General features: G+C 66.1%; 18 protein-coding genes and 1 other RNA gene. 2 read left to right on the plus strand and 17 right to left on the minus strand.

The genetic code is table 11. The features are described from left to right. Window positions 1-52 precede the first annotated feature (52 nt). The 17 genes from ftsZ to rsmI all read right to left on the minus strand — a co-directional run bounded on the left by ftsZ (window position 53) and on the right by rsmI (window position 18,364). Entirely contained in the window at window positions 53-1,231 is a 1,179-nt protein-coding gene (gene ftsZ, locus ACFOMF_RS05155; RefSeq protein WP_386361895.1) for a cell division protein FtsZ, read from the minus strand. A 45-nt stretch (window positions 1,232-1,276) separates the two neighbouring features. Further along, a complete protein-coding gene (ftsA, locus tag ACFOMF_RS05160; protein ID WP_386361897.1) occupies window positions 1,277-2,524 on the minus strand; it encodes a cell division protein FtsA in 1,248 nt (415 codons plus the stop codon). A gap of 13 nt (window positions 2,525-2,537) precedes the next feature. Next, a complete protein-coding gene (locus ACFOMF_RS05165) occupies window positions 2,538-3,395 on the minus strand; it encodes a cell division protein FtsQ/DivIB (protein ID WP_386361898.1) in 858 nt (285 codons plus the stop codon). A 3-nt stretch (window positions 3,396-3,398) separates the two neighbouring features. Beyond that, a complete protein-coding gene (locus ACFOMF_RS05170; protein ID WP_386361899.1) occupies window positions 3,399-4,337 on the minus strand; it encodes a D-alanine--D-alanine ligase in 939 nt (312 codons plus the stop codon). Window position 4,338: 1 nt separating this feature from the next. Continuing rightward, window positions 4,339-5,796 (minus strand): UDP-N-acetylmuramate--L-alanine ligase, encoded by a 1,458-nt coding sequence (gene murC, locus ACFOMF_RS05175; protein WP_386361900.1) that lies wholly within the window; start codon window positions 5,794-5,796, stop codon window positions 4,339-4,341. After that, window positions 5,789-6,859, minus strand: a complete 1,071-nt coding sequence (gene murG / locus ACFOMF_RS05180) for an undecaprenyldiphospho-muramoylpentapeptide beta-N-acetylglucosaminyltransferase (protein ID WP_386361901.1) — start codon at window positions 6,857-6,859, stop codon at window positions 5,789-5,791. Before murG ends, murC begins: the two co-directional genes overlap by 8 nt. Further along, window positions 6,849-8,090 (minus strand): putative lipid II flippase FtsW, encoded by a 1,242-nt coding sequence (gene ftsW / locus ACFOMF_RS05185; RefSeq protein ID WP_386361902.1) that lies wholly within the window; start codon window positions 8,088-8,090, stop codon window positions 6,849-6,851. Before ftsW ends, murG begins: the two co-directional genes overlap by 11 nt. Further along, window positions 8,084-9,433, minus strand: coding sequence for a UDP-N-acetylmuramoyl-L-alanine--D-glutamate ligase (gene murD, locus ACFOMF_RS05190; protein WP_386361904.1), 1,350 nt, complete (start codon window positions 9,431-9,433; stop codon window positions 8,084-8,086). Before murD ends, ftsW begins: the two co-directional genes overlap by 7 nt. 6 nt (window positions 9,434-9,439) lie before the next feature. After that, a complete protein-coding gene (mraY, locus tag ACFOMF_RS05195; RefSeq protein ID WP_386361906.1) occupies window positions 9,440-10,522 on the minus strand; it encodes a phospho-N-acetylmuramoyl-pentapeptide-transferase in 1,083 nt (360 codons plus the stop codon). Beyond that, complete coding sequence (locus ACFOMF_RS05200; RefSeq protein ID WP_386361908.1) at window positions 10,522-11,901, minus strand: UDP-N-acetylmuramoyl-tripeptide--D-alanyl-D-alanine ligase; 1,380 nt, start codon at window positions 11,899-11,901, stop codon at window positions 10,522-10,524. The genes mraY and ACFOMF_RS05200 overlap by 1 nt, the downstream gene beginning before the upstream one ends. Beyond that, window positions 11,894-13,357 (minus strand): UDP-N-acetylmuramoyl-L-alanyl-D-glutamate--2,6-diaminopimelate ligase, encoded by a 1,464-nt coding sequence (locus ACFOMF_RS05205; RefSeq protein WP_386361910.1) that lies wholly within the window; start codon window positions 13,355-13,357, stop codon window positions 11,894-11,896. Before ACFOMF_RS05205 ends, ACFOMF_RS05200 begins: the two co-directional genes overlap by 8 nt. After that, complete coding sequence (locus tag ACFOMF_RS05210) at window positions 13,357-15,081, minus strand: peptidoglycan D,D-transpeptidase FtsI family protein (RefSeq protein ID WP_386361961.1); 1,725 nt, start codon at window positions 15,079-15,081, stop codon at window positions 13,357-13,359. The genes ACFOMF_RS05205 and ACFOMF_RS05210 overlap by 1 nt, the downstream gene beginning before the upstream one ends. Then, on the minus strand, window positions 15,081-15,371 hold the full coding sequence (ftsL, locus tag ACFOMF_RS05215; protein ID WP_386361912.1) for a cell division protein FtsL: 291 nt from the start codon (window positions 15,369-15,371) through the stop codon (window positions 15,081-15,083). The genes ACFOMF_RS05210 and ftsL overlap by 1 nt, the downstream gene beginning before the upstream one ends. Beyond that, complete coding sequence (gene rsmH, locus ACFOMF_RS05220) at window positions 15,368-16,315, minus strand: 16S rRNA (cytosine(1402)-N(4))-methyltransferase RsmH (RefSeq protein ID WP_386361914.1); 948 nt, start codon at window positions 16,313-16,315, stop codon at window positions 15,368-15,370. Before rsmH ends, ftsL begins: the two co-directional genes overlap by 4 nt. After that, on the minus strand, window positions 16,312-16,767 hold the full coding sequence (gene mraZ / locus ACFOMF_RS05225) for a division/cell wall cluster transcriptional repressor MraZ (RefSeq protein WP_386361916.1): 456 nt from the start codon (window positions 16,765-16,767) through the stop codon (window positions 16,312-16,314). The genes rsmH and mraZ overlap by 4 nt, the downstream gene beginning before the upstream one ends. 293 nt (window positions 16,768-17,060) lie before the next feature. Further along, window positions 17,061-17,418: RNase P RNA component class A (gene rnpB / locus ACFOMF_RS05230), an RNA gene on the minus strand. Window positions 17,419-17,485: 67 nt separating this feature from the next. Beyond that, entirely contained in the window at window positions 17,486-18,364 is an 879-nt protein-coding gene (rsmI, locus tag ACFOMF_RS05235) for a 16S rRNA (cytidine(1402)-2'-O)-methyltransferase (RefSeq protein ID WP_386361918.1), read from the minus strand. Between the two features lie 114 nt (window positions 18,365-18,478). On the opposite strand from rsmI, the gene ACFOMF_RS05240 reads away from it, so the two are divergent. Both ACFOMF_RS05240 and ACFOMF_RS05245 read left to right on the plus strand, forming a co-directional pair. Beyond that, the gene (locus tag ACFOMF_RS05240) at window positions 18,479-20,290 is read left to right on the plus strand and encodes a penicillin-binding protein activator (protein WP_386361920.1); all 1,812 of its coding nucleotides are present in this window, start codon (window positions 18,479-18,481) and stop codon (window positions 20,288-20,290) included. Further along, complete coding sequence (locus ACFOMF_RS05245; RefSeq protein WP_386361921.1) at window positions 20,287-20,643, plus strand: YraN family protein; 357 nt, start codon at window positions 20,287-20,289, stop codon at window positions 20,641-20,643. The genes ACFOMF_RS05240 and ACFOMF_RS05245 overlap by 4 nt, the downstream gene beginning before the upstream one ends. The last annotated feature ends 39 nt before the right edge of the window (window positions 20,644-20,682 follow it).

The following is a 20,682-nucleotide window of genomic DNA, read 5'->3' on the forward strand; positions in this document are numbered from 1 at the left end:
AGATGCCTCCCTTCGTTAACACTAATCAGAAATATACCCCTGATATACGCACTCAATCAGCCTGACGTCGCAGGAAGGCTGGAATATCAAGGTAATCCAGGTCTTCATGGGCGTTGAGCTTGGCCGCAGCGGCGGTCGCCTGGGCCTGGTTACGCATCACGGTCGGGCGCTCCAGATCACGGTAGTTGACCGCCTGTTGCTCGCGCGCGACGCTCGGCTGCGGTACCGGCGAAGTCTGAACGGTGTTGTCGACCACCTTGACCGGCTTGTCCAGACGCGAGGAGAGCCCGGTGGCCACCACGGTCACATGCAGCTCGTCACGCATTTCCGGATCGATCACCGCGCCGACTTTCACTGTGGCTTCGTCGGAAGCGAACGCCTCGATGATTTCACCAACCGCCGCGTATTCGCCAAGGGACAGGTCCAGCCCGGCCGTGATGTTCACCAGGATGCCGCGGGCGCCCTGCAGGTTCACGTCTTCCAGCAGCGGGTTGCGGATCGCCGCCTCGGTGGCTTCGCGGGCGCGGTTCGGACCGCTGGCGCAGCCGGTGCCCATCATGGCCATGCCCATTTCACCCATGACGGTTTTCACGTCGGCGAAGTCGACGTTCATCAGACCCGGGCGCTGCATGATGTCGGAAATGCCGCGCACGGCACCGGCCAGCACGTCGTCAGCCTTGGCGAAGGCAGCCAGCAGGCTCGCTTCCTTGCCGAGGATGGTCAGCAGCTTCTCATTGGGGATGGTGATCAGCGAGTCGACGCACTCGGACAGCGCACGGATGCCATCGTCGGCCACCTGCATGCGGCGGCGACCTTCGAAGGGGAACGGACGGGTAACCACCGCGACGGTGAGAATGCCCATTTCCTTGGCCACCTGAGCGATCACCGGCGCTGCGCCGGTGCCGGTACCGCCACCCATGCCGGTGGTGATGAACACCATATCGGCGCCTTCGAGCACCTCGGCGATGCGCTCACGGTCTTCCAGGGCAGCCTGGCGGCCTATTTCAGGATTGGTACCGGCGCCTAGCCCCTTGGTGATGCCGGAGCCGAGCTGCAGCACGGTACGGGCTTCGATTTTCTTCAGCGCCTGGGCGTCGGTGTTGGCGCAGATGAATTCAACGCCTTCGACGTTGCTGCGCACCATGTGATTGACGGCGTTGCCGCCGCCACCGCCGACACCGACGACCTTGATGATAGCGTTCTGTGGGGTGTGATCTACGAGTTCGAACATTGCCCGCTCTCCTTCAAGTTGTAATTCGAGTTAACTGCCGTGCTGTTAAAAATTTCCCTGAATCCAGCTTTTCAGCCTGTCCAGGACAGATGACTTCGATTCTTCGTTGGGCTGGCCGCGACCGGGCGTGGGCATACTCTCGGATTGCTTGCGCAAGCCGTACAGCAACAGGCCGACGCCGGTCGAATAGATGGGATTTCTGATGACATCAGCCAGCCCTTTCACGCCATGCGGTACGCCGAGGCGTACCGGCATGTGGAAAATCTCCTCGGCAAGTTCAATGGCACCTTCCATTTTTGCCGTGCCGCCGGTCAGCACGATGCCGGCCGGAATCAGGTCCTCATAGCCGCTGCGACGCAGCTCGGCCTGAATCAGTGTGAACAGTTCGTCGTACCGGGGCTCGACCACTTCGGCCAAAGCCTGGCGGGACAGTTCCCGCGGCGGCCGATCTCCGACGCTCGGTACCTTGATGGTTTCCCCCGCACCGGCCAGCTTGGCCAGCGCGCAGGCATAACGGATCTTGATTTCCTCGGCGTATTGGGTCGGGGTGCGCAGGGCCATGGCGATGTCGTTGGTCACCTGGTCGCCGGCGATGGGGATCACCGCGGTATGACGGATCGCGCCTTCGGTGAAGATGCAGATGTCGGTGGTGCCGCCGCCGATGTCCACCAGGCAGACGCCCAGTTCCTTTTCGTCCTCGGTCAGGACCGCATGGGCCGAGGCCAGTTGCTCGAGAATGATATCGTCCACTTCCATGCCACAGCGGCGCACGCATTTTTCGACGTTTTGCGCGGCATTCACCGCACAGGTCACCACGTGCACCTTGGCTTCAAGGCGCACGCCGGACATGCCCAGGGGTTCGCGCACGCCCTCCTGGTTGTCGATCACATAGTCCTGCGGCAGCGTATGCAGGACCCGCTGGTCAGCCGGAATGGCCACGGCCTGGGCGGCATCGAGCACACGTTCGAGGTCCGCTTCACTGACTTCGCGATCACGGATGGCGACGATACCGTGGGAGTTGAGACTGCGGATATGGTTGCCCGCCAGACCGACAAAGGCCGAGTGGATGCGGCAGCCGGCCATCAGCTGCGCCTCTTCGATGGCCCGCTGCACCGACTGCACCGTCGACTCGATGTTCACCACCACGCCTTTCTTCAGTCCGCGTGACGGGTGGCTGCCAATGCCCACCACTTCCAGCCCACCATCGGCCGTTACCTCTCCCACCAGCGCCACCACCTTGGAGGTGCCGATGTCCAGCCCGACGATCATTTTCCCGCTCTGCACATTCGCCATGTTACGCCTGTCCTCAATTCTTCTTCGCCACGAGCGTGTCGCTCGCGGCTGCGGGTGGTTCGTGCCATGCCACGGCCAGGCCGTTGGCGTAACGTAGATCGACCCGCGCTATGTTCTCGCGCTGCTCATGCAGCTCCTGCCGGTAGATGGTGCCGAACCGGCGAATCTTCTCCACCACGTTGTCGCGCCCGAGCAGCAGCTCCATACCCTGCCCAGTGGTCAGGAACCAGCTGCCACGCTCGCGCAACTCGAGCCGATGAACGGTCAAGCCCATGGGTCGCAGCATCTGGCTGAGCATCTGATATTGCTGCATGACCCGCCGCTGGGCCCGCTTGGGTCCGTACAGCTGCGGCAACTGGTCGTATCCCGATGCGTCGCTGGGAACAAAGGATTGCCCCCGGTTGTTCAAGAGTGCCTCGTCGCCCCAGCGGGCGATGGGCAGTTGTTCATCGAGCTTGACGATCACCTGGTCGGGCCATACCCGCCGCGCCTCGGCGCCTGCGATCCAGGGCATTTCCTCGAGGCTCTTGCGCATGCCCACCAGATCGACGCTGAAAAAGCTGCGCTCGACATAGGGCGCGATCTGCTGCTGCACCGCATCCGGGCTGACATAGGCCAGTTCGCCCTGCACCGTCACCTTGGCGATCGGCCGGTCGGCGTAGGGTAGCAACTGCTGTCCCAGCTCGTAGCCCGCCGCCAGCAGGCCAACCAGCACGACCGGCCAGAGCACGCGCTTGACGCCACTCCAGGTCGGCCTGGGCAAGCGGCTGAGCAGCGGCTCCGGCGCCACCAGCCGACTCGCACCGCGCGGCGCGACCTTGCGCTGTGGCGTCCGAGGGAATGGCTGGGTATGACGCAGACTGGGGATCATGGTTCAGTTCCTCTCCACCAAGCTGTCTTCAAGGATTTCCAGCACCAGCTGCTGGAAATCCAGCCCGGCCGCCCCAGCGGCCATTGGCACCAAGCTGTGGTCGGTCATGCCAGGCACGGTGTTGACCTCCAGCAGCCAGAAGCGCCCTTCGGCATCCTGCATCACATCCACCCGGCCCCAGCCGCGCACGCCTACCGCCTCGCAAGCCCGGGCGCAGAGCGCCTGCAGTTCCTCCTCGCGCGCCGCTTCCAGACCGCAGGGAATGCGGTACTGGGTATCGGCGGCGAGGTACTTGGCGTCGTAGTCGTAGAAGCTGTGCGGCGTGCCCAGCCCGATCACCGGCAGCATCCGCCCGCCGAGCATGGCGATGGTGAACTCGGGGCCCTGGATCCACTGCTCCACCAGCACCTGGGAGTCATAGGCGCTGGCCGCACGCCAGGCGGCGATCAGTTCGGCTATCCCGCCGACCTTGGCCATGCCGATGCTCGACCCCTCATGGGCCGGCTTGACGATCAGCGGAAAGCCGAGCGTCTCGGCTGCGGCGTGGCAGTCCTCTTCGCTGGCCAACGCGGCATGGGCCGGGGTCGGCAGGCCCAGGGTCTGCCAAACCTGCTTGGTGCGCAGCTTGTCCATCGCCAGCGAGGACGCCAGGATGCCGCTGCCGGTGTAGGGAATGCGTGCGCACTCGAGCAGGCCCTGCATGCTGCCATCCTCGCCGCCACGACCGTGCAGGACGACAAAGGCACGATCGATCCGCTCATCCGCCAGCCGACGCAGCACATCGGTGCCGACATCGAGGCCGAAGGCGTCGACCCCAGCGCCCTGCAGGGCGGTCAGTACCGCCTGACCGGACTTCAGCGAAATCTCCCGCTCGGCGCTGATGCCGCCATAGAGCACGGCGACACGGCCGTAGGCCTGGGGATCGCGGGTCGGCTGGGTCATGTCAATTCTTCCTCGCGGCGGGTGAGACGCCGGCAAATAGCGGGTGGCGGATCAACTGGGGCGACAGCGCGCCGATGTCACCGGCCCCCTGGCAGATGACGATGTCGCCGGGTCTGAGCAACGGTTTGAGCAAGGGCGCCAGCTCCACGCCGCGCTCGATGTAGATCGGGTCGAGCTGCCCGCGCTGACGGATGCTGTGGCACAGCTGGCGGCTGTCGGCACCCGGAATCGGCTCCTCGCCCGCCGGGTAGACCTCCATCAGCAACAGCACATTGGCGTCGGCCAGCACCTGAACGAAATCCTCGTAGAGGTCCCGGGTGCGGGTATAGCGATGCGGCTGGTAGACCATCACCAGGCGCCTGTCGGGCCAGCCGCCGCGCACGGCCTTGATCACCGCGGCGACCTCACGTGGGTGATGGCCGTAGTCGTCGACCAGCATCACGCTGCCGCTCTCCACCGGCAGTTCGCCATACACCTGGAAGCGCCGGCCGACGCCCTGGAATCCGGACAGCCCCTGGAGAATGGCGGCGTCCTCGATGCCCTCGTCGGTGGCGATGGCGATGGTGGCCAGGGCATTGAGCACGTTGTGATCGCCCGGCATGTTGACCGACACGTCGAGCGGTTCGCGGCCGCTGCGCAGTACCGTGAAGAAGGTGCGCATGCCATCCTGGCGCACCTTCACTGCGCGCACGTCGGCATCCTCGGCGAAACCGTAGGTAATCAGAGGTCGACCGATCTGGCCGAGGATCTCGCGCACCACCGGGTCGTCGACGCAGAGTACAGCCAGCCCGTAAAACGGCAGGTTGTGCAGGAACTCGATGAAGGTTCGCTTGAGCTTGCCGAAGTCCCCTTCATAGGTGCTCATGTGATCGGCATCGATGTTGGTCACTACCGCGACCATCGGCTGCAGGTGCAGGAAGCTGGCATCGCTCTCGTCGGCTTCGGCGATCAGGTAGCGGCTGCCACCGAGCTGGGCATTGGTTCCGGCCGCGTTCAGCCGGCCACCGATGACAAAGGTCGGATCCAGCCCGCCCGCGGCGAACACCGAGGCGAGCAGGCTGGTGGTGGTGGTCTTGCCATGGGTCCCGGCCACGGCGATGCCGTGGCGATAACGCATCAGCTCGGCGAGCATTTCCGCCCGCGGCACCACGGGAATCCGTTGCTCCAGGGCGGTCGCCACTTCCGGATTGGCCTCGTTGACCGCACTGGAAACCACCAGCACGTCGGCGCCCTGCACGTGTTCGGCGCGATGGCCGATGTGGATCTGCGCGCCAAAGCTCGCCAGCCGCTCGGTGGTCGCCGAGGCCTTGAGGTCGGAGCCGGACACTTCATAGCCAAGATTGAGCAGCACCTCGGCGATGCCGCACATGCCCACGCCGCCGATACCGACGAAGTGGATACGGCGGATGCGTCGCATGCGCCGGATTTCTGCCTTCGCGGCTCCCGGGGACTTAGCCAAGGGCCACCTCCAGACAGATGTCGACGACGCTACGGGTGGCATCGGGCTTGGCCAGTCGGCGCGCCGTGGCGCCCATGCTCTTGAGTTGTTCGGGGTGCATCATGACCTCGGTAAGCCGGGCGGCGAGCGCGGCGGCATCGGTAGTCGCTTGGGGCAGGACCACTGCCGCGCCCGCATCGGCCAGGTACTCGGCATTGCGGGTCTGGTGGTCGTCGATGGCGTGGGGTAGCGGCACCAGAAAAGCCGGTAGCCCCGCCGCGGCCAGTTCGCTCACGGTGAGCGCCCCGGCGCGGCAGATCACCAGATCCGCCCAGGCATAGGCACGTGCCATATCGGCGACGAAGGGCGCCACCTTGGCCTCGACCCCCGCATCGCGGTAGCGTCCGGTGGTCAGCTCGGCGTGTTGCTTGCCGGCCTGGTGGAACACCTCGGGGCGCAGTTCGACCGGCAGCTGGGAGAGCGCCTGTGGCACGAGCTTGTTCAGCGGCTCGGCGCCAAGGCTGCCACCGAGCACCAGAAGGCGCGGGCGGCGTCCGTCCAGCGCTTCGCGGGGAGTGACCAGAAAGAGCTCTTCGCGCACCGGATTACCGGTGGTGCGGCGTTTGCCGCTGGGCCGGAAGGTGTCCGGGAACGCCTCGCAGACCCGGGCGGCCATGGGCGCCAGGCTGCGGTTGGCGGTTCCGGCCACGGCGTTCTGTTCGTGGATCACCAGGGGCACGCGCGCCAGCCGGGCGGCCAGCCCGCCCGGTCCGGTGACATAGCCGCCCAGACCCAGGACACAGACCGGCTGCAGCTCGGCGATCAGCCGGCGTGCCTGCAGCAACGAGCGACCCAGTTGCAGCGGGGCGGCCGCCAGCGATGCCAGGCCCTTGCCGCGCAGGCCACTGACCGGGATCAGGTGCAGGGGCAGACCTGCCGCCGGCACCAGTTCGTTCTCGATCCCGCGCGGAGTGCCCAGCCAGTGCACCTTGTAGCCGCGCGCCTGGAACTCGCGTGCGCAGGCCAGCGCGGGAAACACGTGGCCACCGGTGCCACCGGCCATCACCAGTACGTTAGCGACCACGAGCGACCTCCTTGAGGACCGGCGGCGGCTCCACGTCGCGGAAATCCGCTTCGCTGAAGTCGTAGCCCTCGGTCCCCAGCTGCCGGCGAGTCTCCCAGTCGATACGCAACAGGATCGCCATGCTGGCGCAGGTCACCACCAGCGAGCTGCCGCCATAACTCAGGAATGGCAGGGTCAGCCCCTTGGTCGGCAGGAGACCGACGTTCACCCCGATATTGATGAGGAACTGGCCGATCCAGAGAAAGGCCACCCCATAAGCCACGTAGGCCCCGAAAAACTGCTTGGCATGCTCGGCGCGCAGGCCGATGTAGAGCGCACGGATACCGACGAAGGCGAACAGTGCGACGGTCGCCAGGGCGCCGAACATGCCCAGCTCCTCGGCCAGTACCGAGAACACGAAATCGGTGTGTGCCTCTGGCAGATAGAACTGCTTCTGTACGCTGTTGCCCAGCCCGACGCCGAGCCACTCGCCACGGCCAAAGGCGATAAGCGCCTGGGTCAATTGGTAGCCCGCCCCGTACTGGTCGGCCCAGGGGTCGGTGAAGGTGATCAGCCGCTGCATGCGATATTGCTGAGTCTGTACCAGCACGTAGACGGCGAACACGGCGAGGATCACCAGCAGGCCGAACCGCAGCAGCCCCACCCCGCCAAGGAAGAGCATCGCCACCGCCGCGCACATCATCACCACCGTGGCCCCGAAGTCAGGCTCCAGCAACAGCAGCACGGCCATCGGCAGCAGTACCATGAACGGCTTGAGAAAGCCCCACCAGTGCTCGCGAACCTCATCCTGCCGGCGTACCAGGTAGCCGGCGAGATAGACGATGACAAACAGCTTGGCCAGCTCGGAGGGCTGGACGTTGAACAGGCCGAAGCCGATCCAGCGCATCGAACCGTTCACCTCGCGCCCGATGCCGGGAATCAGCACCAGCACCAGCAACAGGAAGCCGGCCAGCAGCAGCGCACCACTCAGGCGCTGCCACACGGCCAGGGGAATCAACAGGGCCCCACCCGCGGCAGCCAGGCCGATCACCACGTAGATCAGGTGGCGGATCATGTAGTAGAGGCTGCTGCCGGTATTCACCGAGGCGACCTCGGTGGAGGCCGAGGAAATCATGACCAGGCCCAGGCCGAGCAGCGCCAGGCAACCGGCGAGCATTGGAAAATCCAGGTCGACCCCGCGCGGGCTGAACAATGGAGAAGGCGCTCGGCGCAGGATGGAAAGGCTCAGCATTCGGCGAGCCCTCCCACCGCGGCGGCGAACAGCCGGCCGCGTTCCTCGAAATTGCGGAACATGTCCAGGCTGGCGCATGCCGGCGACAGCAGCACCGCATCGCCCGCTTGGGCCAGGCTGGAGGCCTGGCGGACCGCCTCGTCAAGTCCGGCAACGGTCAGCAGCGGCGCCGTATCCTGCAGCACGGCGGCCAGTTGTCCGGCATCGCGACCCAGCAACACCACGGCGCGGCAATGACGCGCGACAGGTTCCCGCAGCGGGGCGAAATCCGCACCCTTGCCGTCTCCTCCGGCAATCAGCACCAGTCGTCCGGCCACATCTGCGCCAAGCCCCTCGATGGCAGCCAGCGCGGCACCGACATTGGTGGCCTTGGAGTCGTCGTAGTAAGCGACCCCTTGGTGCTCGCCCACCCACTGACAGCGATGCGCCAGGCCAGCGAAGCCGCGCAGCGCCGCGAGCATGGCCGCCATCGGCAGGCCGGCCGCGTGGCCGAGAGCCAGTGCCGCGAGGGCGTTGGAATGGTTGTGCGCGCCGCGGATCTTCAGCTCGCTCACCGGCATCAATGGCTGGAACTCGAACGCCAGGTGTTTTTCGCCGTCCCGCTCGATCAGCCCGAAACCCTTGAAGTCAGGGCGCCCGAGGCCAAAGGTCCAGAGCGGCAAGTCCTCGCGCAGCAGCGGCCGGCTGAGCGGGTCGTCGCGGTTCACCACCACCTGCCGGGCACCGCGGAAGATCCGGTGCTTGGCCTGGTGATAGGCCGGCAGACCGCTGTAGCGATCCATGTGGTCCTCACTGATATTCAGGCAAGTCGCCACTTCGGCGTCCAGTCGCTCGGTGGTTTCCAGCTGGAAACTCGACAGTTCGAGCACGTACAGCTCGACGCCGTCATCCAGCAGATCCAGCGCCGGCGTGCCCAGGTTGCCGCCTACCGCCACCCGGCGTCCGGCCATCTCGGCCATCAGCCCCACCAGGGTGGTCACGGTACTTTTCGCGTTGGAGCCGGTGATGGCGACGATCGGCGCTTTCGCTTCGTGAGCGAACAGGTCGATGTCACCAGAAAGCTTCACGCCACGCGCCGCTGCCTGCTGCAACGCGGGGGTAGCGACCGACAGGCCCGGGCTCACCAGCAGCTCGCTGGCGCGGCAGAGAAAATCGACGTCGAGTTCCCCGCAGCGCACCTCCACCTCGGGGAATTCCTGTGCCAGCGTGGCCTGTTCCGGCGGGTTGTCCCGCGTGTCGACCACGGCAAAGGGCAGGCCACGGCGCGCCAGATGGCGAACCACGGACATACCGCTCTTGCCGAGGCCGACAACGATGCGGAACTGGTCGGACGCAATCAACACGCTCAATTACCTCAGCTTCAGGGTGGCAAGGCCAACCAGCACGAGAATCACCGTGATGATCCAGAATCGGACGATCACGCGCGGCTCGGGCCAGCCCTTGAGTTCAAAGTGGTGGTGGATCGGCGCCATGCGAAACACGCGTTTGCCGGTGAGCTTGAACGAAGCCACCTGGATCATGACCGAGAGGGTTTCCATGACGAACACGCCGCCCATGATGAACAGCACCACCTCCTGGCGAACGATCACCGCGATGGTGCCCAGCGCGGCGCCCAGCGCCAGCGCGCCGACGTCACCCATGAACACCTGCGCCGGATAGGTGTTGAACCAGAGAAAGCCCAGGCCCGCACCGATCAGCGCGCCGCAGAACACGATCAGCTCGCCAGCGCCCGGAACATAGGGAATCAGCAGGTACTCGGCGAAATTCACGTTGCCCGACAGGTAGCAGAAGATGCCCAGCGCACCGCCGACCATGACCGTCGGCATGATCGCCAGCCCGTCCAGCCCATCGGTGAGGTTCACCGCATTGCTCGAGCCGACGATGACGAAGTAGGTCAGCACGATGAAGCCGATGCCGAGCGGGATCTCGATGTCCTTGATCAAGGGCACGATGAAGATGGTTTCGATGGGGTTCTGCGCGGTCATATAAAGGAAGACCGCGGCACCGAAGCCGAACACCGATTGCCAGAAATACTTCCAGCGGCTCGGCAGGCCGCGGGAGTTCTTTTCGATCACCTTGCGGTAGTCGTCTACCCAGCCGATGGCGCCGAACAGCAGGGTAACCAGCAGCACCACCCACACGTAGCGGTTCGACAGGTCGGCCCAGAGCAGCGTACTGATGCCGATCGCCGAGAGAATCAGCGCACCGCCCATGGTCGGGGTGCCGCGCTTGGAGAGATGCGACTGCGGACCGTCGTTGCGCACCGCCTGGCCGATCTGGCGGATCTGCAGGGTGCGGATCATCCAGGGGCCCAGCCACAGCGCCAGGGCCAGGGCAGTCAACACCCCGAGGATCCCGCGCAGGGACAGGTACTGGAAGACGGAAAATCCCGTATGGAACTGCTGGAGCCATGCCGAGAGCAGAAGCAGCATCAATGTTTCTCCATGGTTGCTTCGCTCAGGGCGCTGACGACCCTGTCCATTGCGGCACTGCGAGAGCCTTTGATCAGAAGCGTGGTGCCCGCCCGGCATTCGGCCCTCAAAGCCTCGATCAATGCCGGTTGGCTGTTGAAATGGCGGCCGCCCGGGCCAAAGGCGGCGACGGCATGCGCCATCTCGGGGCCGACCGCGAACAGCCCTTCCACCGTGCCGCGGGCATGCTCGCCCACTTGGCGGTGGCCGGCTCTGGACCATTGCCCGAGTTCGCCCATGTCTCCCAGCACCAGCAGGCGCCGTGGCGCAAAACTCGCCAGCAGGTCGACCGCCGCGCACATGGACGCCGGATTGGCGTTGTAACTGTCGTCGATCAACCGCACCCCGTTGAGGCCGAACTGCGCCACTGCACGCCCCCTGACCGGCTGCAACCACTGCAGCCCCTTGACGATGTCGGCCAGCTCCACACCCATGGCGTGGGTGACCGCCGCGGCCGCCACGGCATTGGCTACGTTGTGACGGCCTAGCAGGTTGAGCTGCACTGCGGCCGAGCCCTCCGGCCCATGCAGCACGAAGCTCGGGCAGCCGCGGGCGTCCTGATCCAGCCCGGCTGCATGAAAGTCAGCGTCGGGGTTGTGCACGCTGAAGCTCAGTACCCGGCGCTCACCGGCACGCTGCTTCCAGATGGGAAAGGCCTTGTCGTCCAGATTGAGCACCGCCACGCCGCCCTGGCGCAGCCCTTCGATGATTTCACCCTTGGCCTCGACGATGCGCTCCGGGCCGCCGAATTCCCCCACATGGGCGTTGCCCGCGTTGGTGATCAGACACACCTGCGGATGGGTAAGGGATACCGTGTAGGCGATCTCGCCTACTGTCGAGGCACCGAGTTCGATGATCGCGCTGCGGTGCTGCGGGCCCAGCTCGAGCAGGGTCAGCGGCGCCCCGAGATCATTGTTGAGGTTACCGCGGGTGGCCAGCACGGCCTCGGCGTCGCCAGCTGCGACGCGTAGGATGCTGGCGATCAGCTCCTTGGCGGTGGTCTTGCCGCTGGAGCCGGTCACGGCAGCGACCATGCCGTCGTACGCCTCGCGATTGAGCGCGCCCAGCCGGCCCAGTGCCAGGCGGGTATCCGGCACCAGCAGCTGCGGGATGGCGCAGTCGGCCACTTCGCGGCTGACCAGCGCTGCCACTGCACCCTTGGCAGCGGCCTCTGCCAGATAGGCATGACCGTCGAAATTCGGGCCGACCAGGGCAACGAACAGCTGGCCCGGCAGGATCGCCCGGCTGTCGGTGCTCACCGCGGAAAAATGGGTATCGTCGCCAATCAGGCGCGCCGACAGCGGCTCGAGCAACTGGCTCAGGCGCATCGCTTCAAGCACTGGTGTCCTCCCAGGCGTCCAGCGCCCTGCTTGCTTCGTCGACATCGGAGAAGGGCAGCCGCTGCCCCTGGATCTCCTGGTAATCCTCATGTCCCTTGCCGGCTAGCAACACCAGGTCGCCGACGCGGCTGCTGGCGATCAGCTGGGCGATGGCGCGGGCACGAAGGGGGACGAATTCTACTGATTCGGGCGCCGTGAATCCCGACCGAACGTCGAGCTGAATCGTTGCAGGATCTTCACCGCGCGGGTTGTCGTCGGTGACGGTCACGGTATCGGCCAGACGCTCGGCGACGGCCGCCATCAGGGGCCGCTTGCCCTTGTCACGCTCGCCGCCGCAGCCGAACAGGCAACGCAGGCGGCCCTGGGCATGTGGACGCAGCGCCAGCAGGGCCTTTTCCAGGGCATCGGGGGTGTGGGCGTAGTCGACCACCACCAGCGGCCGATCAACGCCGCCAAGGCGCTGCATGCGCCCGGGCGGGCCATCGAGCCGGGGCATCACTTCCAGCACTTCGTCGAGGGGATAGCCCATCCCCAGCAGGGTGCCCACCACCGCCAGCAGGTTGCTCAGGTTGAACGCGCCGAGCAGCGGGCTGCGCAGGGCGCGCTCGCCCTGTGCCGTCATCAGGCGGGCGCGGACGCCGCCGTCGTTGAAACGCGCCGCTGGGCAATACAATGAGGCACCGGCATCCTCCAGGCTGTAGGTGATCAGGGTCGACTCGCCCGGCGCCGAGGCGAGCCGACGTCCGAAGGCATCGTCAAGGTTGACCACCCGATGCTTGAGGCCGGGCATCTCGAACAGCCGGGCCTTGGCTGCCCCGTAGGCCTCCATGCTGCCGTGGTAGTCGAGATGATCGCGGGACAGATTGGTGAACACCGCCACATCGAAGGCCAGCGCCGCCACTCGCCCCTGCTCGAGCCCGTGGGACGACACCTCCATGGCGACCGCCCGGGCGCCAGCCTGCTTCAGCTGCGCCAGCCCTTCCTGGACGCCCAGGGCATCCGGCGTGGTGTGCATGCCCTGCTTCAGCGCTCCGTGAAAGCCATTGCCCAGCGTGCCGATGAGCCCGCAGCGCTCGCCCAGGAGATCCAGCGCCTGAGCCACCAACTGGCTCACGGTGGTCTTGCCATTGGTGCCGGTGATGCCGACCAGGCGCAGGCTGCGGCTGGGTTCGCCATGAAAGCGGCCGGCGATGTAGGACAGCTGGGCAGCCAGCCCCCTGACCGGAATCAGCAGCGCGGTGTCCGCCTTAATTGGCTCGGCACCTTCGGCCTCGTAGGCGACCGCCACCGCACCACGCGCGATCGCATCGGCAATGTGCTGGCGACCGTCCTGGCGCAGGCCCGGTACCGCCAGGAACAGATCGCCCGGCCGGGTCTTGCGGCTGTCCAGGGTCAATGCGCGCACCAGCACCGAACGTGGCGCCTGGGGCAACAGATAATCGAGTGGAACGCCCATCAGCCGCGCCCTCCGTTTCGCGCCTTGGCATCGGCGGTTTTCAGCTCGGGGCTCGGCAGGTTGTCCGGCGTGACGTTGAGCAGGCGCAGCGAGTGCGCCATCACCTTGCCAAACACCGGTGCGGCCACCAGGCCACCGAAATAGCCCTTGGTGCTGGGCTCGTCGATCACCACCACCGCGGCGATACGCGGGTTGGACACCGGCGCCACGCCCGCGAAGAAGGCGCGGTAGGCATCCTTGGTATAGCCCCCGGTGCCGGAGATCTTTTTCGCCGTACCGCTCTTGCCACCGACCTGGTAGCCCGGAATCCTGGCTCGCACACCACCGCCGCCTTCGTCCTCGACCACTGCACGCAGCATCTTCAGCACCGCGTCGGCCACCTGCTTGTCCATCACCTGGGTACCCTCGCGCGGCCGGTCGACCCGCAGCAGTGACAGCGGCACCGATTTGCCGCCATTGCCAAGCGTCGCGTAGGCGTGCGCCAGTTGCACCGCGGTCACCGAAAGGCCGTAACCGTAGGCCAGCGACGCGGTTTCAGCCTCGCGCCAGCGGCGGTGGTTGGGCAGGCTGCCAACCCGTTCGCCAGGAAAGCCAAGCCCGGTGTCCTGGCCGAAACCGGCCTGCTGCATGACCGCATAGACCGGCTCGGCACCGATATCCAGGGCGATCTTGCTCACCCCGACGTTGCTCGATTTCATCAGGATGCCGGTCAGGTCCATCATGTCGCCGCGCGAGACGTCGCGAATGGTGTAGCGGCCGATGCGCATCCAGCCCGGCCGGGTGTCGATCATCGAGTTCGGCTGATAGCGGCCGGAGGCCAGCGCGGCGGCGATGGAGAAGGGCTTGACCGTCGAGCCGGGCTCGAACACATCGATCATCGCCCGGTTGCGCATCGCCGCCGGCTGCAGATTGCGGCGGTTGTTCGGGTTGTAGGTGGGCTGGTTGGCCATGGCGAGGATCTCGCCGGTCTTCACGTCGATCATCACCAGGCTGGCCGCCTTGGCGCCGTGCTCGATCATGGCGTTGCGCAGTTCTCGATGCGCCAGGTACTGCAGGCGCAGGTCGATCGACAGCGCCACCGGCTTGCCCGGCTTGGCGTTCTGCACCACCTGCACATCCTTGATCAGCCGGCCGCGGCGGTCCTTGAGCACCTGGCGGCGTCCGGGCACGCCGGCAAGCCATTCGTCATAGGCCAGTTCGATGCCTTCGCGGCCGCGGTCGTCGATATCGGTAAAGCCCACCACATGGGCGGCGACATCACCCGCCGGGTAGAAGCGGCGAAACTCTTCCTGCGAATAGACGCCTGGGATCTTCAGCGCCAGGACCTCGTCGCCCTGCTCCGGGGTCAGCCCGCGGGTGAGGTACATGAATTCGCGCGCGGCCAGCTGGGTAATACGTTCGCGCAGAGCCTTGGGCTCCTGCCCCAGTGCTGTGGCCAGTTCATCGAGACGCCCGGGAGCCGTCACCAGTTCCTTCGGGTTGCCCCACAGGGTGGTCACCGGAGTGCTGACCGCCAGCGGCTCGCCATGCCGGTCGGTCATAAGCCCGCGATGCGCCGGAATAGGAATATGCCGCACGCTGCGCGCATCGCCCTGGCCCTTGAGAAAGCCGGGATCGAGCACCTGCAGGTCGACGATGCGCCAGCCAATGAGCGCAATCATGACCGCGAGCAGGCCCAGCACCAGGCGAAAGCGCCAGGGATACAAGGCGCCGTCGAGACGCATCATGGCTTCACCAGCCTGACGTCGAGCGCCTCGGGCACACGCATTTCCAGGCGTTCACTGGCCAGGCTCTCGATCCGGCTATGGGCGGTCCAGGTGCTCTGCTCCAGCACCAGCCTGCCCCACTCGGCCTGCGCCTTGTCGCGCACGCTCAACTCGCCATACAGGTCATTGAGCAACTGCCGGTTCCAGTGCGCGGTGTAGGCCACGCCCAGGGCGGTTCCCAGCACGGCGACGAACAGCGCCAGCATGATTAGCGTGCCTCGCGGCATGGCGCGCAGCGAACGGCTCATCGCAGCTTCTCCGCAACCCGCATCACCGCGCTACGCGAGCGCGGGTTGGCCGAGACCTCGGCCGGCGAGGCGTATTGTGGCTTGCCGATCAGTTTCAGGCGCGGATCGAAAGGCTTGACCCGCACCGGCAGGTCACGCGGCAGCGCATCGGCTTCACCCTTGACCTGACGGCGCATGAACTGCTTGACCAGGCGATCCTCGAGCGAATGAAAGCTGATCACCACCAGCCGTCCGCCTACCGCCAGCGCCTCGAGCGCCGCCTCGAGGCCGGCCTCGAGATCGCCTAGTTCGTTGTTGATGAAGATGCGCAGGCCCTGGAAGGCGCGGGTCGCCGGATTCTTGCCCTTTTCCCAGGCCGGATTGGCCTCGGTCAGGACCTTGGCCAAGTCCAGGGTACGCTCGAAGGGGCGCTCGGCGCGACGCGCCACCACGGCGCGGGCCATCCGCCGGGCGAAGCGCTCCTCGCCGTAATCCTTGAAAACCCGGGCGATCTCTTCTTCCGGAGCCTGCGCCACCCACTGCGCCGCACTGATCCCACGCGAGGGGTCCATGCGCATGTCCAGCGGACCATCATGGGTGAAGCTGAACCCGCGTTCAGCCTCGTCCAACTGCGGTGAAGAAACCCCGAGATCGAGCAGGATGCCGTCGACCCGGCCGTTCCAGCCGCGTTGCGCCACCTCCTCGGCCAGCTCGGCGAAGCTGCGCTGTACAACGACGAAGCGGCCGTCTTCGGCCGCTAGGGTATGCCCCGCCAGGATCGCCTGCGGATCCTTGTCGAACCCCAGCAGGCAGCCGTCCGGGCCGAGGCGATCGAGCAGCAGGCGGCTATGCCCGCCGCGTCCGAAAGTGCCGTCTATATAGCGGCCGTCGGCACGCACGGCGAGTGCGGCAATAGCTTCGTCGAGCAACACGGTGACGTGCTGCGAGCTGCTGGTCGGATTCACAGAATTAGGTCGCGCAGTTGATCCGGCAGACCGCCGGGTTGTTTGATGGCCGCGAAGTCCCGCTCGGAGACCGCGATCCACTCGTCTTCATTCCAGATCTGAAACTTGTTCAGCTGACCGACCAGCATGGCCCGCTTGTCCAGCCCGGCGTAATCGCGCAGGCGCGGTGGAACCAGCACGCGACCACTGCCATCGAGTTCCAGATCGACCGCATTGCCGATCAGCACCCGCTGCAGCCGCCGCGAATCCTCATTCAGCGATGGCAGCGAGCGCAGGGTCGCTTCGATCTGCTCCCATTCCGGAAGGGGATAGAGACAGAGGCAGCGATCGGATACATCCACGGTCACGACCAATTGCCCCTCGCACCTCGAAACGAGCTCGTCACGATACCGGCTAGGCATCGCGAGCCGCCCTTTGGCGTCGAGACTGATGGCATTGGCTCCCCGAAACACGGTAACGCTCCCCTGGACCAGCTATCCGTGCCCATTTGACCCACTTTTTTCCACTTTGTACCACTTCCGCACACTATAGGAACCGGCCTACCCCACCGTCAAGATGAGGTCTAAATGCGAAATCCTTTTAAAGACGAAGGGTTAACGGACAAATCGAGACGTCGCGCAAGGAACCGCATAAAGCGGAAGCGTGATTAGCCAGAGGAGGCGGGCGATTGCTCTTCAAACCTGAGGTGGTTTGTTAAGAGCAAGATTATTTCGGACTAAAAAGAGGGGTGTTCAAGCAGGATAAGGCGGAGAGTCGATCTGTAAGCCGGGTTCTGTCGAGGACAGTCATTCCTCTACGACGGCCATCACTGACCGCCTCTAGCAACCTACCCGGATCCAGCGCGGGCCACGCCAATGGATCCCTATTTGGTCTTGCTCCAAGTGGGGTTTACCTAGCCACGAACTGTTGCCAGTCGTGCGGTGCGCTCTTACCGCACCTTTTCACCCTTACCGGCGCCGAAGCGCTTAGGCGGTTATTTTCTGTGGCACTTTCCGTAGGCTCACGCCTCCCAGGCGTTACCTGGCACTTCGCCCTGCGGAGCCCGGACTTTCCTCCCTCCTCTCCTGCAAGCAAAAGAGGACAGCGACTGCCCGATCGACTCTCCGGGGCGCAAGGATAGGGACACCGCCGCCCGGCCGCAAGGCAAACTCCTCGCCGTAGACGAAAAGACTAGCCACCGCCCTCGCCCTTGCGCTCCAGCGCCACCTGATAGAGCAGGTTCTTGCGCACGCCGGTGATCTCCGCCGCCACTGCCGCCGCGCGCTTGAGCGGCAACTCCGCCAGCAGCAGGTCGAGTACCCGCAGCGCCTGCGCATCCAGCGCGTCCTCGTCCTGTGGCGCCTGCCAGCCGGCCACCACCAGCACGCACTCGCCGCGCTGCTGATTGCTGTCAGCGGCGACCCAGCGACGCAACTCGCCCAGCGGTAACCCCTGCAGGGTTTCGAAGGTCTTGGTCAACTCCCGCCCCAGCAGCGCCGGCCGCTCGGCGCCAAAGGCCCCCTCCAGATCCGCCAGGCAATCCAGCAGGCGGTGGGGCGCCTCGTAGAAGATCAGCGTACGCGGCTCCTCTTTCAACTGCTGCAGGCGACCCTGCCGCCCGGCCGCCTTGGCCGGGAGGAAGCCCTCGAAGACGAATCGATCCGAAGGCAGCCCGGCCGCCGACAGCGCGGCGATCAGGGCGCAGGCGCCTGGCACCGGAACCACCCGTATCCCCGCGGCTCGCGCCTGCCGCACCAGGTGATAACCCGGGTCGGATATCAGTGGCGTGCCGGCGTCCGAAATCAACGCCACGTCGTCACCACCCCGCAGCCGCTCGAGAAAGCGCCCACCCTCATCACGCTCGTTGTGCTCATGACAGGCCGCCAATGGCGTGGTGATTCCGAAATGCTGCAACAACCGGAGCGAATGACGGGTATCCTCTGCCGCGATCAGCGCCACCTCACGCAGCACCCGCAAGGCACGGGCACTGATGTCTTCCAGGTTGCCGATCGGGGTCGCCACGACGTACAGGACCCCCCCGCCGGAATTCGCGTCAGCCGTCACAGTCACAGCAGATACCTCGTCGAAAAAGACCACAGTGTACCGGTTTGGGCAGTGCAGCATCGCCACCCTACCGAGCCTTGGTACAATCACCGCCTTTTGAACTGCTCCGGACCCCTTCCCATGACGGATCGCTTGCGCCTACTGCTTTTCGTGTGCCTATTCGGCCTGGTTTCAGCCTGTACCACCGCACCGGAGTCTCCCCTGGGCGAGCTTCCCCGCACGCCCCAGGCCACGACCCAGGAGCTGCTCCAGCAGGCGCAGACCGCCGCGCCCGCCGAGGCCAGGCTGCTGCGCCTCACCGCGGCCGAACAAAGCTACCAGCAGGGCAACCCGCAGCAGGCCAGGAGCATCCTCGAAACGATCGAGACCGACAGCCTGCCGCCGGCGCAGCAGGTCTTCGCCAACACCCTGCAGGCCGAGCTGGCCATGCAGGCCGGTGAGCCGGAACTGGCCCTTCAGGCAGTCCTGCATCCGAGCTTCGAAATACTCCACGAGCTGCCCGCCGACCAGCAGCTGCGCAGTCACCTGATCCGCGCCGATGCCTTCGAGGCCAACGGCCAGACCATGCCAGCCCTGCGCGAGCGCGTGTTCGTTGCGCCGCTGCTGAGCGGCCAGCCGGCCCGCGACAATCATCAGGCGATCTGGCCGCTGGTCTCGGCGCTGCCTGCCGAAGAGCTGCAGCCCACCGGCGACCCGGACCTGGACGGCTGGCTGGCACTGGCCGCAAGCATCGGCCAGGCACCCACCGTGCGCCAGCAGCAGGCCGCGATCGACGGCTGGCTCGAACGCCACCCGGGCCACCCGGCCGCCCGCGAGCTGCCCGAGGCCCTGGTCAGGCTGCGCGAGATGACCGACGAGCCGATCACCCGTGTCGCCCTGCTGCTGCCGATGCAGGGTCAGTTGGCCAGCGTCGCCGAGGCGCTGCGCGACGGCTTTCTCTCCGCCCATCTGCAGGCCCAGCAGACCGGCGAGGCGTTGTCCCATATCGAGCTCTACGACAGCAGCCACTTCGCCTCCCTCGATGCCCTCTACCGCCAGGCCGAGGCCGACCGGGTGCAACTGGTCATCGGCCCGCTGGACAAGGATCAGGTGCGCCAGCTTGGCAGCCGCGATCAACTGCCCATCAATACCCTGGCCCTGAACTACAGCGACGCCGGCCAGCAGGTTCCGCCGCAGCTGTTCCAGTTCGGCCTGGCCGCCGAAGACGAGGCCCGCGAGGCCGCGCGACGCGCCTGGGTCGACGGCCACCGCAGCGCCATTGCCCTCACCCCTCGCGGTGACTGGGGCAGTCGCGTCCTGCAGGCCTTTCGCAACGCCTGGCTGGAACAGGGGGGCGAGCTGATCGCCGCCGAGCCGCTGGCCGAACCCATCGCCCTGGCCAACCAGATCGCCGAGCTCCTGCAACTGCGCGAGGGCGAGGCCGGCCGCCGGGTGACCGGCAGCGACGGCGCCACCATCACCGCGCAGCCGGTGCGTCGTCAGGACATCGACTTCCTCTTCCTCGCCGCCTCGCCGCAGCAGGCCCAGCAGGTCAAGCCCACCCTGGCGTTCCAGTACGCCGCCGACCTTCCGGTCTACAGCACGTCCCACCTGCATGCGGCGAACAACGACCGCAACCAGTACCTCGACCTCGAAGGCATCCGCTTCGCCGAAACCCCCTGGCTGCTGGATCCCGAGCAGCGCCTGCGCCAGCAGGTCGAACAGCAGTGGCCGCAGGCCGGCGGCAGCCTCGGCCGGCTGTATGCCATGGGCGCCGACGCCTACCTGCTCGCCTCACGCCTCAACCAGTTGCTGGCCTTCCCCGACATGCGCATCGAGGGACATTCGGGCACGCTCAGCCTCGGCGCCCACCAGCGCATCGAGCGCGCCCTGCCCTGGGCGGAGTTTCGCGACGGCAATGTCGTTCCCCTCGGCGACAGCCCGGCCCGATGAGTGACAGTCGACGCGCCAGCGGCCAGGATGGCGAAGTCCTGGCGCTGGCCCATCTGCAACGCCAGGGCCTGCGCCTGATCGCGCGCAACTGGTCGTGCCGCGCCGGCGAACTCGATCTGGTCATGCTTGAAGGCGATACAGTAGTATTCGTCGAAGTGCGCTATCGGCGACACGACGCCTGGGGAGGCGCACTGGAGAGTATCGATGCGCGCAAGCGCCAGAAGCTGATCAGGGCCGCGCAATTCTTCCTGCTCAGGGAACAGCGCTGGGCCAGCCACCCCAGCCGCTTCGACGTCGTCGCCCTTGGCGCGAGCCCCGACCTGAACTGGATACGCAACGCGTTCGACGGCTGAGCGCGCCTGCAACCGCTCGGCAGCCCCGCCGAGCCCCTG

The organism is Stutzerimonas tarimensis (assembly GCF_042648805.1).
GTDB lineage: Bacteria > Pseudomonadota > Gammaproteobacteria > Pseudomonadales > Pseudomonadaceae > Azomonas > Azomonas tarimensis.

What these genes read in the sequence shown, in the direction of transcription:
- ftsZ (WP_386361895.1), bottom strand. Translation starts at nt 1,231, where the DNA reads ATGTTCGAACTCGTAGATCACACCCCACAGAACGCTATCATCAAGGTC.
- ftsA (WP_386361897.1), bottom strand. Translation starts at nt 2,524, where the DNA reads ATGGCGAATGTGCAGAGCGGGAAAATGATCGTCGGGCTGGACATCGGC.
- ACFOMF_RS05165 (WP_386361898.1), bottom strand. Translation starts at nt 3,395, where the DNA reads ATGATCCCCAGTCTGCGTCATACCCAGCCATTCCCTCGGACGCCACAG.
- ACFOMF_RS05170 (WP_386361899.1), bottom strand. Translation starts at nt 4,337, where the DNA reads ATGACCCAGCCGACCCGCGATCCCCAGGCCTACGGCCGTGTCGCCGTG.
- ftsW (WP_386361902.1), bottom strand. Translation starts at nt 8,090, where the DNA reads ATGCTGAGCCTTTCCATCCTGCGCCGAGCGCCTTCTCCATTGTTCAGC.
- mraY (WP_386361906.1), bottom strand. Translation starts at nt 10,522, where the DNA reads ATGCTGCTTCTGCTCTCGGCATGGCTCCAGCAGTTCCATACGGGATTT.
- ACFOMF_RS05205 (WP_386361910.1), bottom strand. Translation starts at nt 13,357, where the DNA reads ATGGGCGTTCCACTCGATTATCTGTTGCCCCAGGCGCCACGTTCGGTG.
- ACFOMF_RS05210 (WP_386361961.1), bottom strand. Translation starts at nt 15,081, where the DNA reads ATGCGTCTCGACGGCGCCTTGTATCCCTGGCGCTTTCGCCTGGTGCTG.
- ftsL (WP_386361912.1), bottom strand. Translation starts at nt 15,371, where the DNA reads ATGAGCCGTTCGCTGCGCGCCATGCCGCGAGGCACGCTAATCATGCTG.
- ACFOMF_RS05240 (WP_386361920.1), top strand. Translation starts at nt 18,479, where the DNA reads ATGACGGATCGCTTGCGCCTACTGCTTTTCGTGTGCCTATTCGGCCTG.
- ACFOMF_RS05245 (WP_386361921.1), top strand. Translation starts at nt 20,287, where the DNA reads ATGAGTGACAGTCGACGCGCCAGCGGCCAGGATGGCGAAGTCCTGGCG.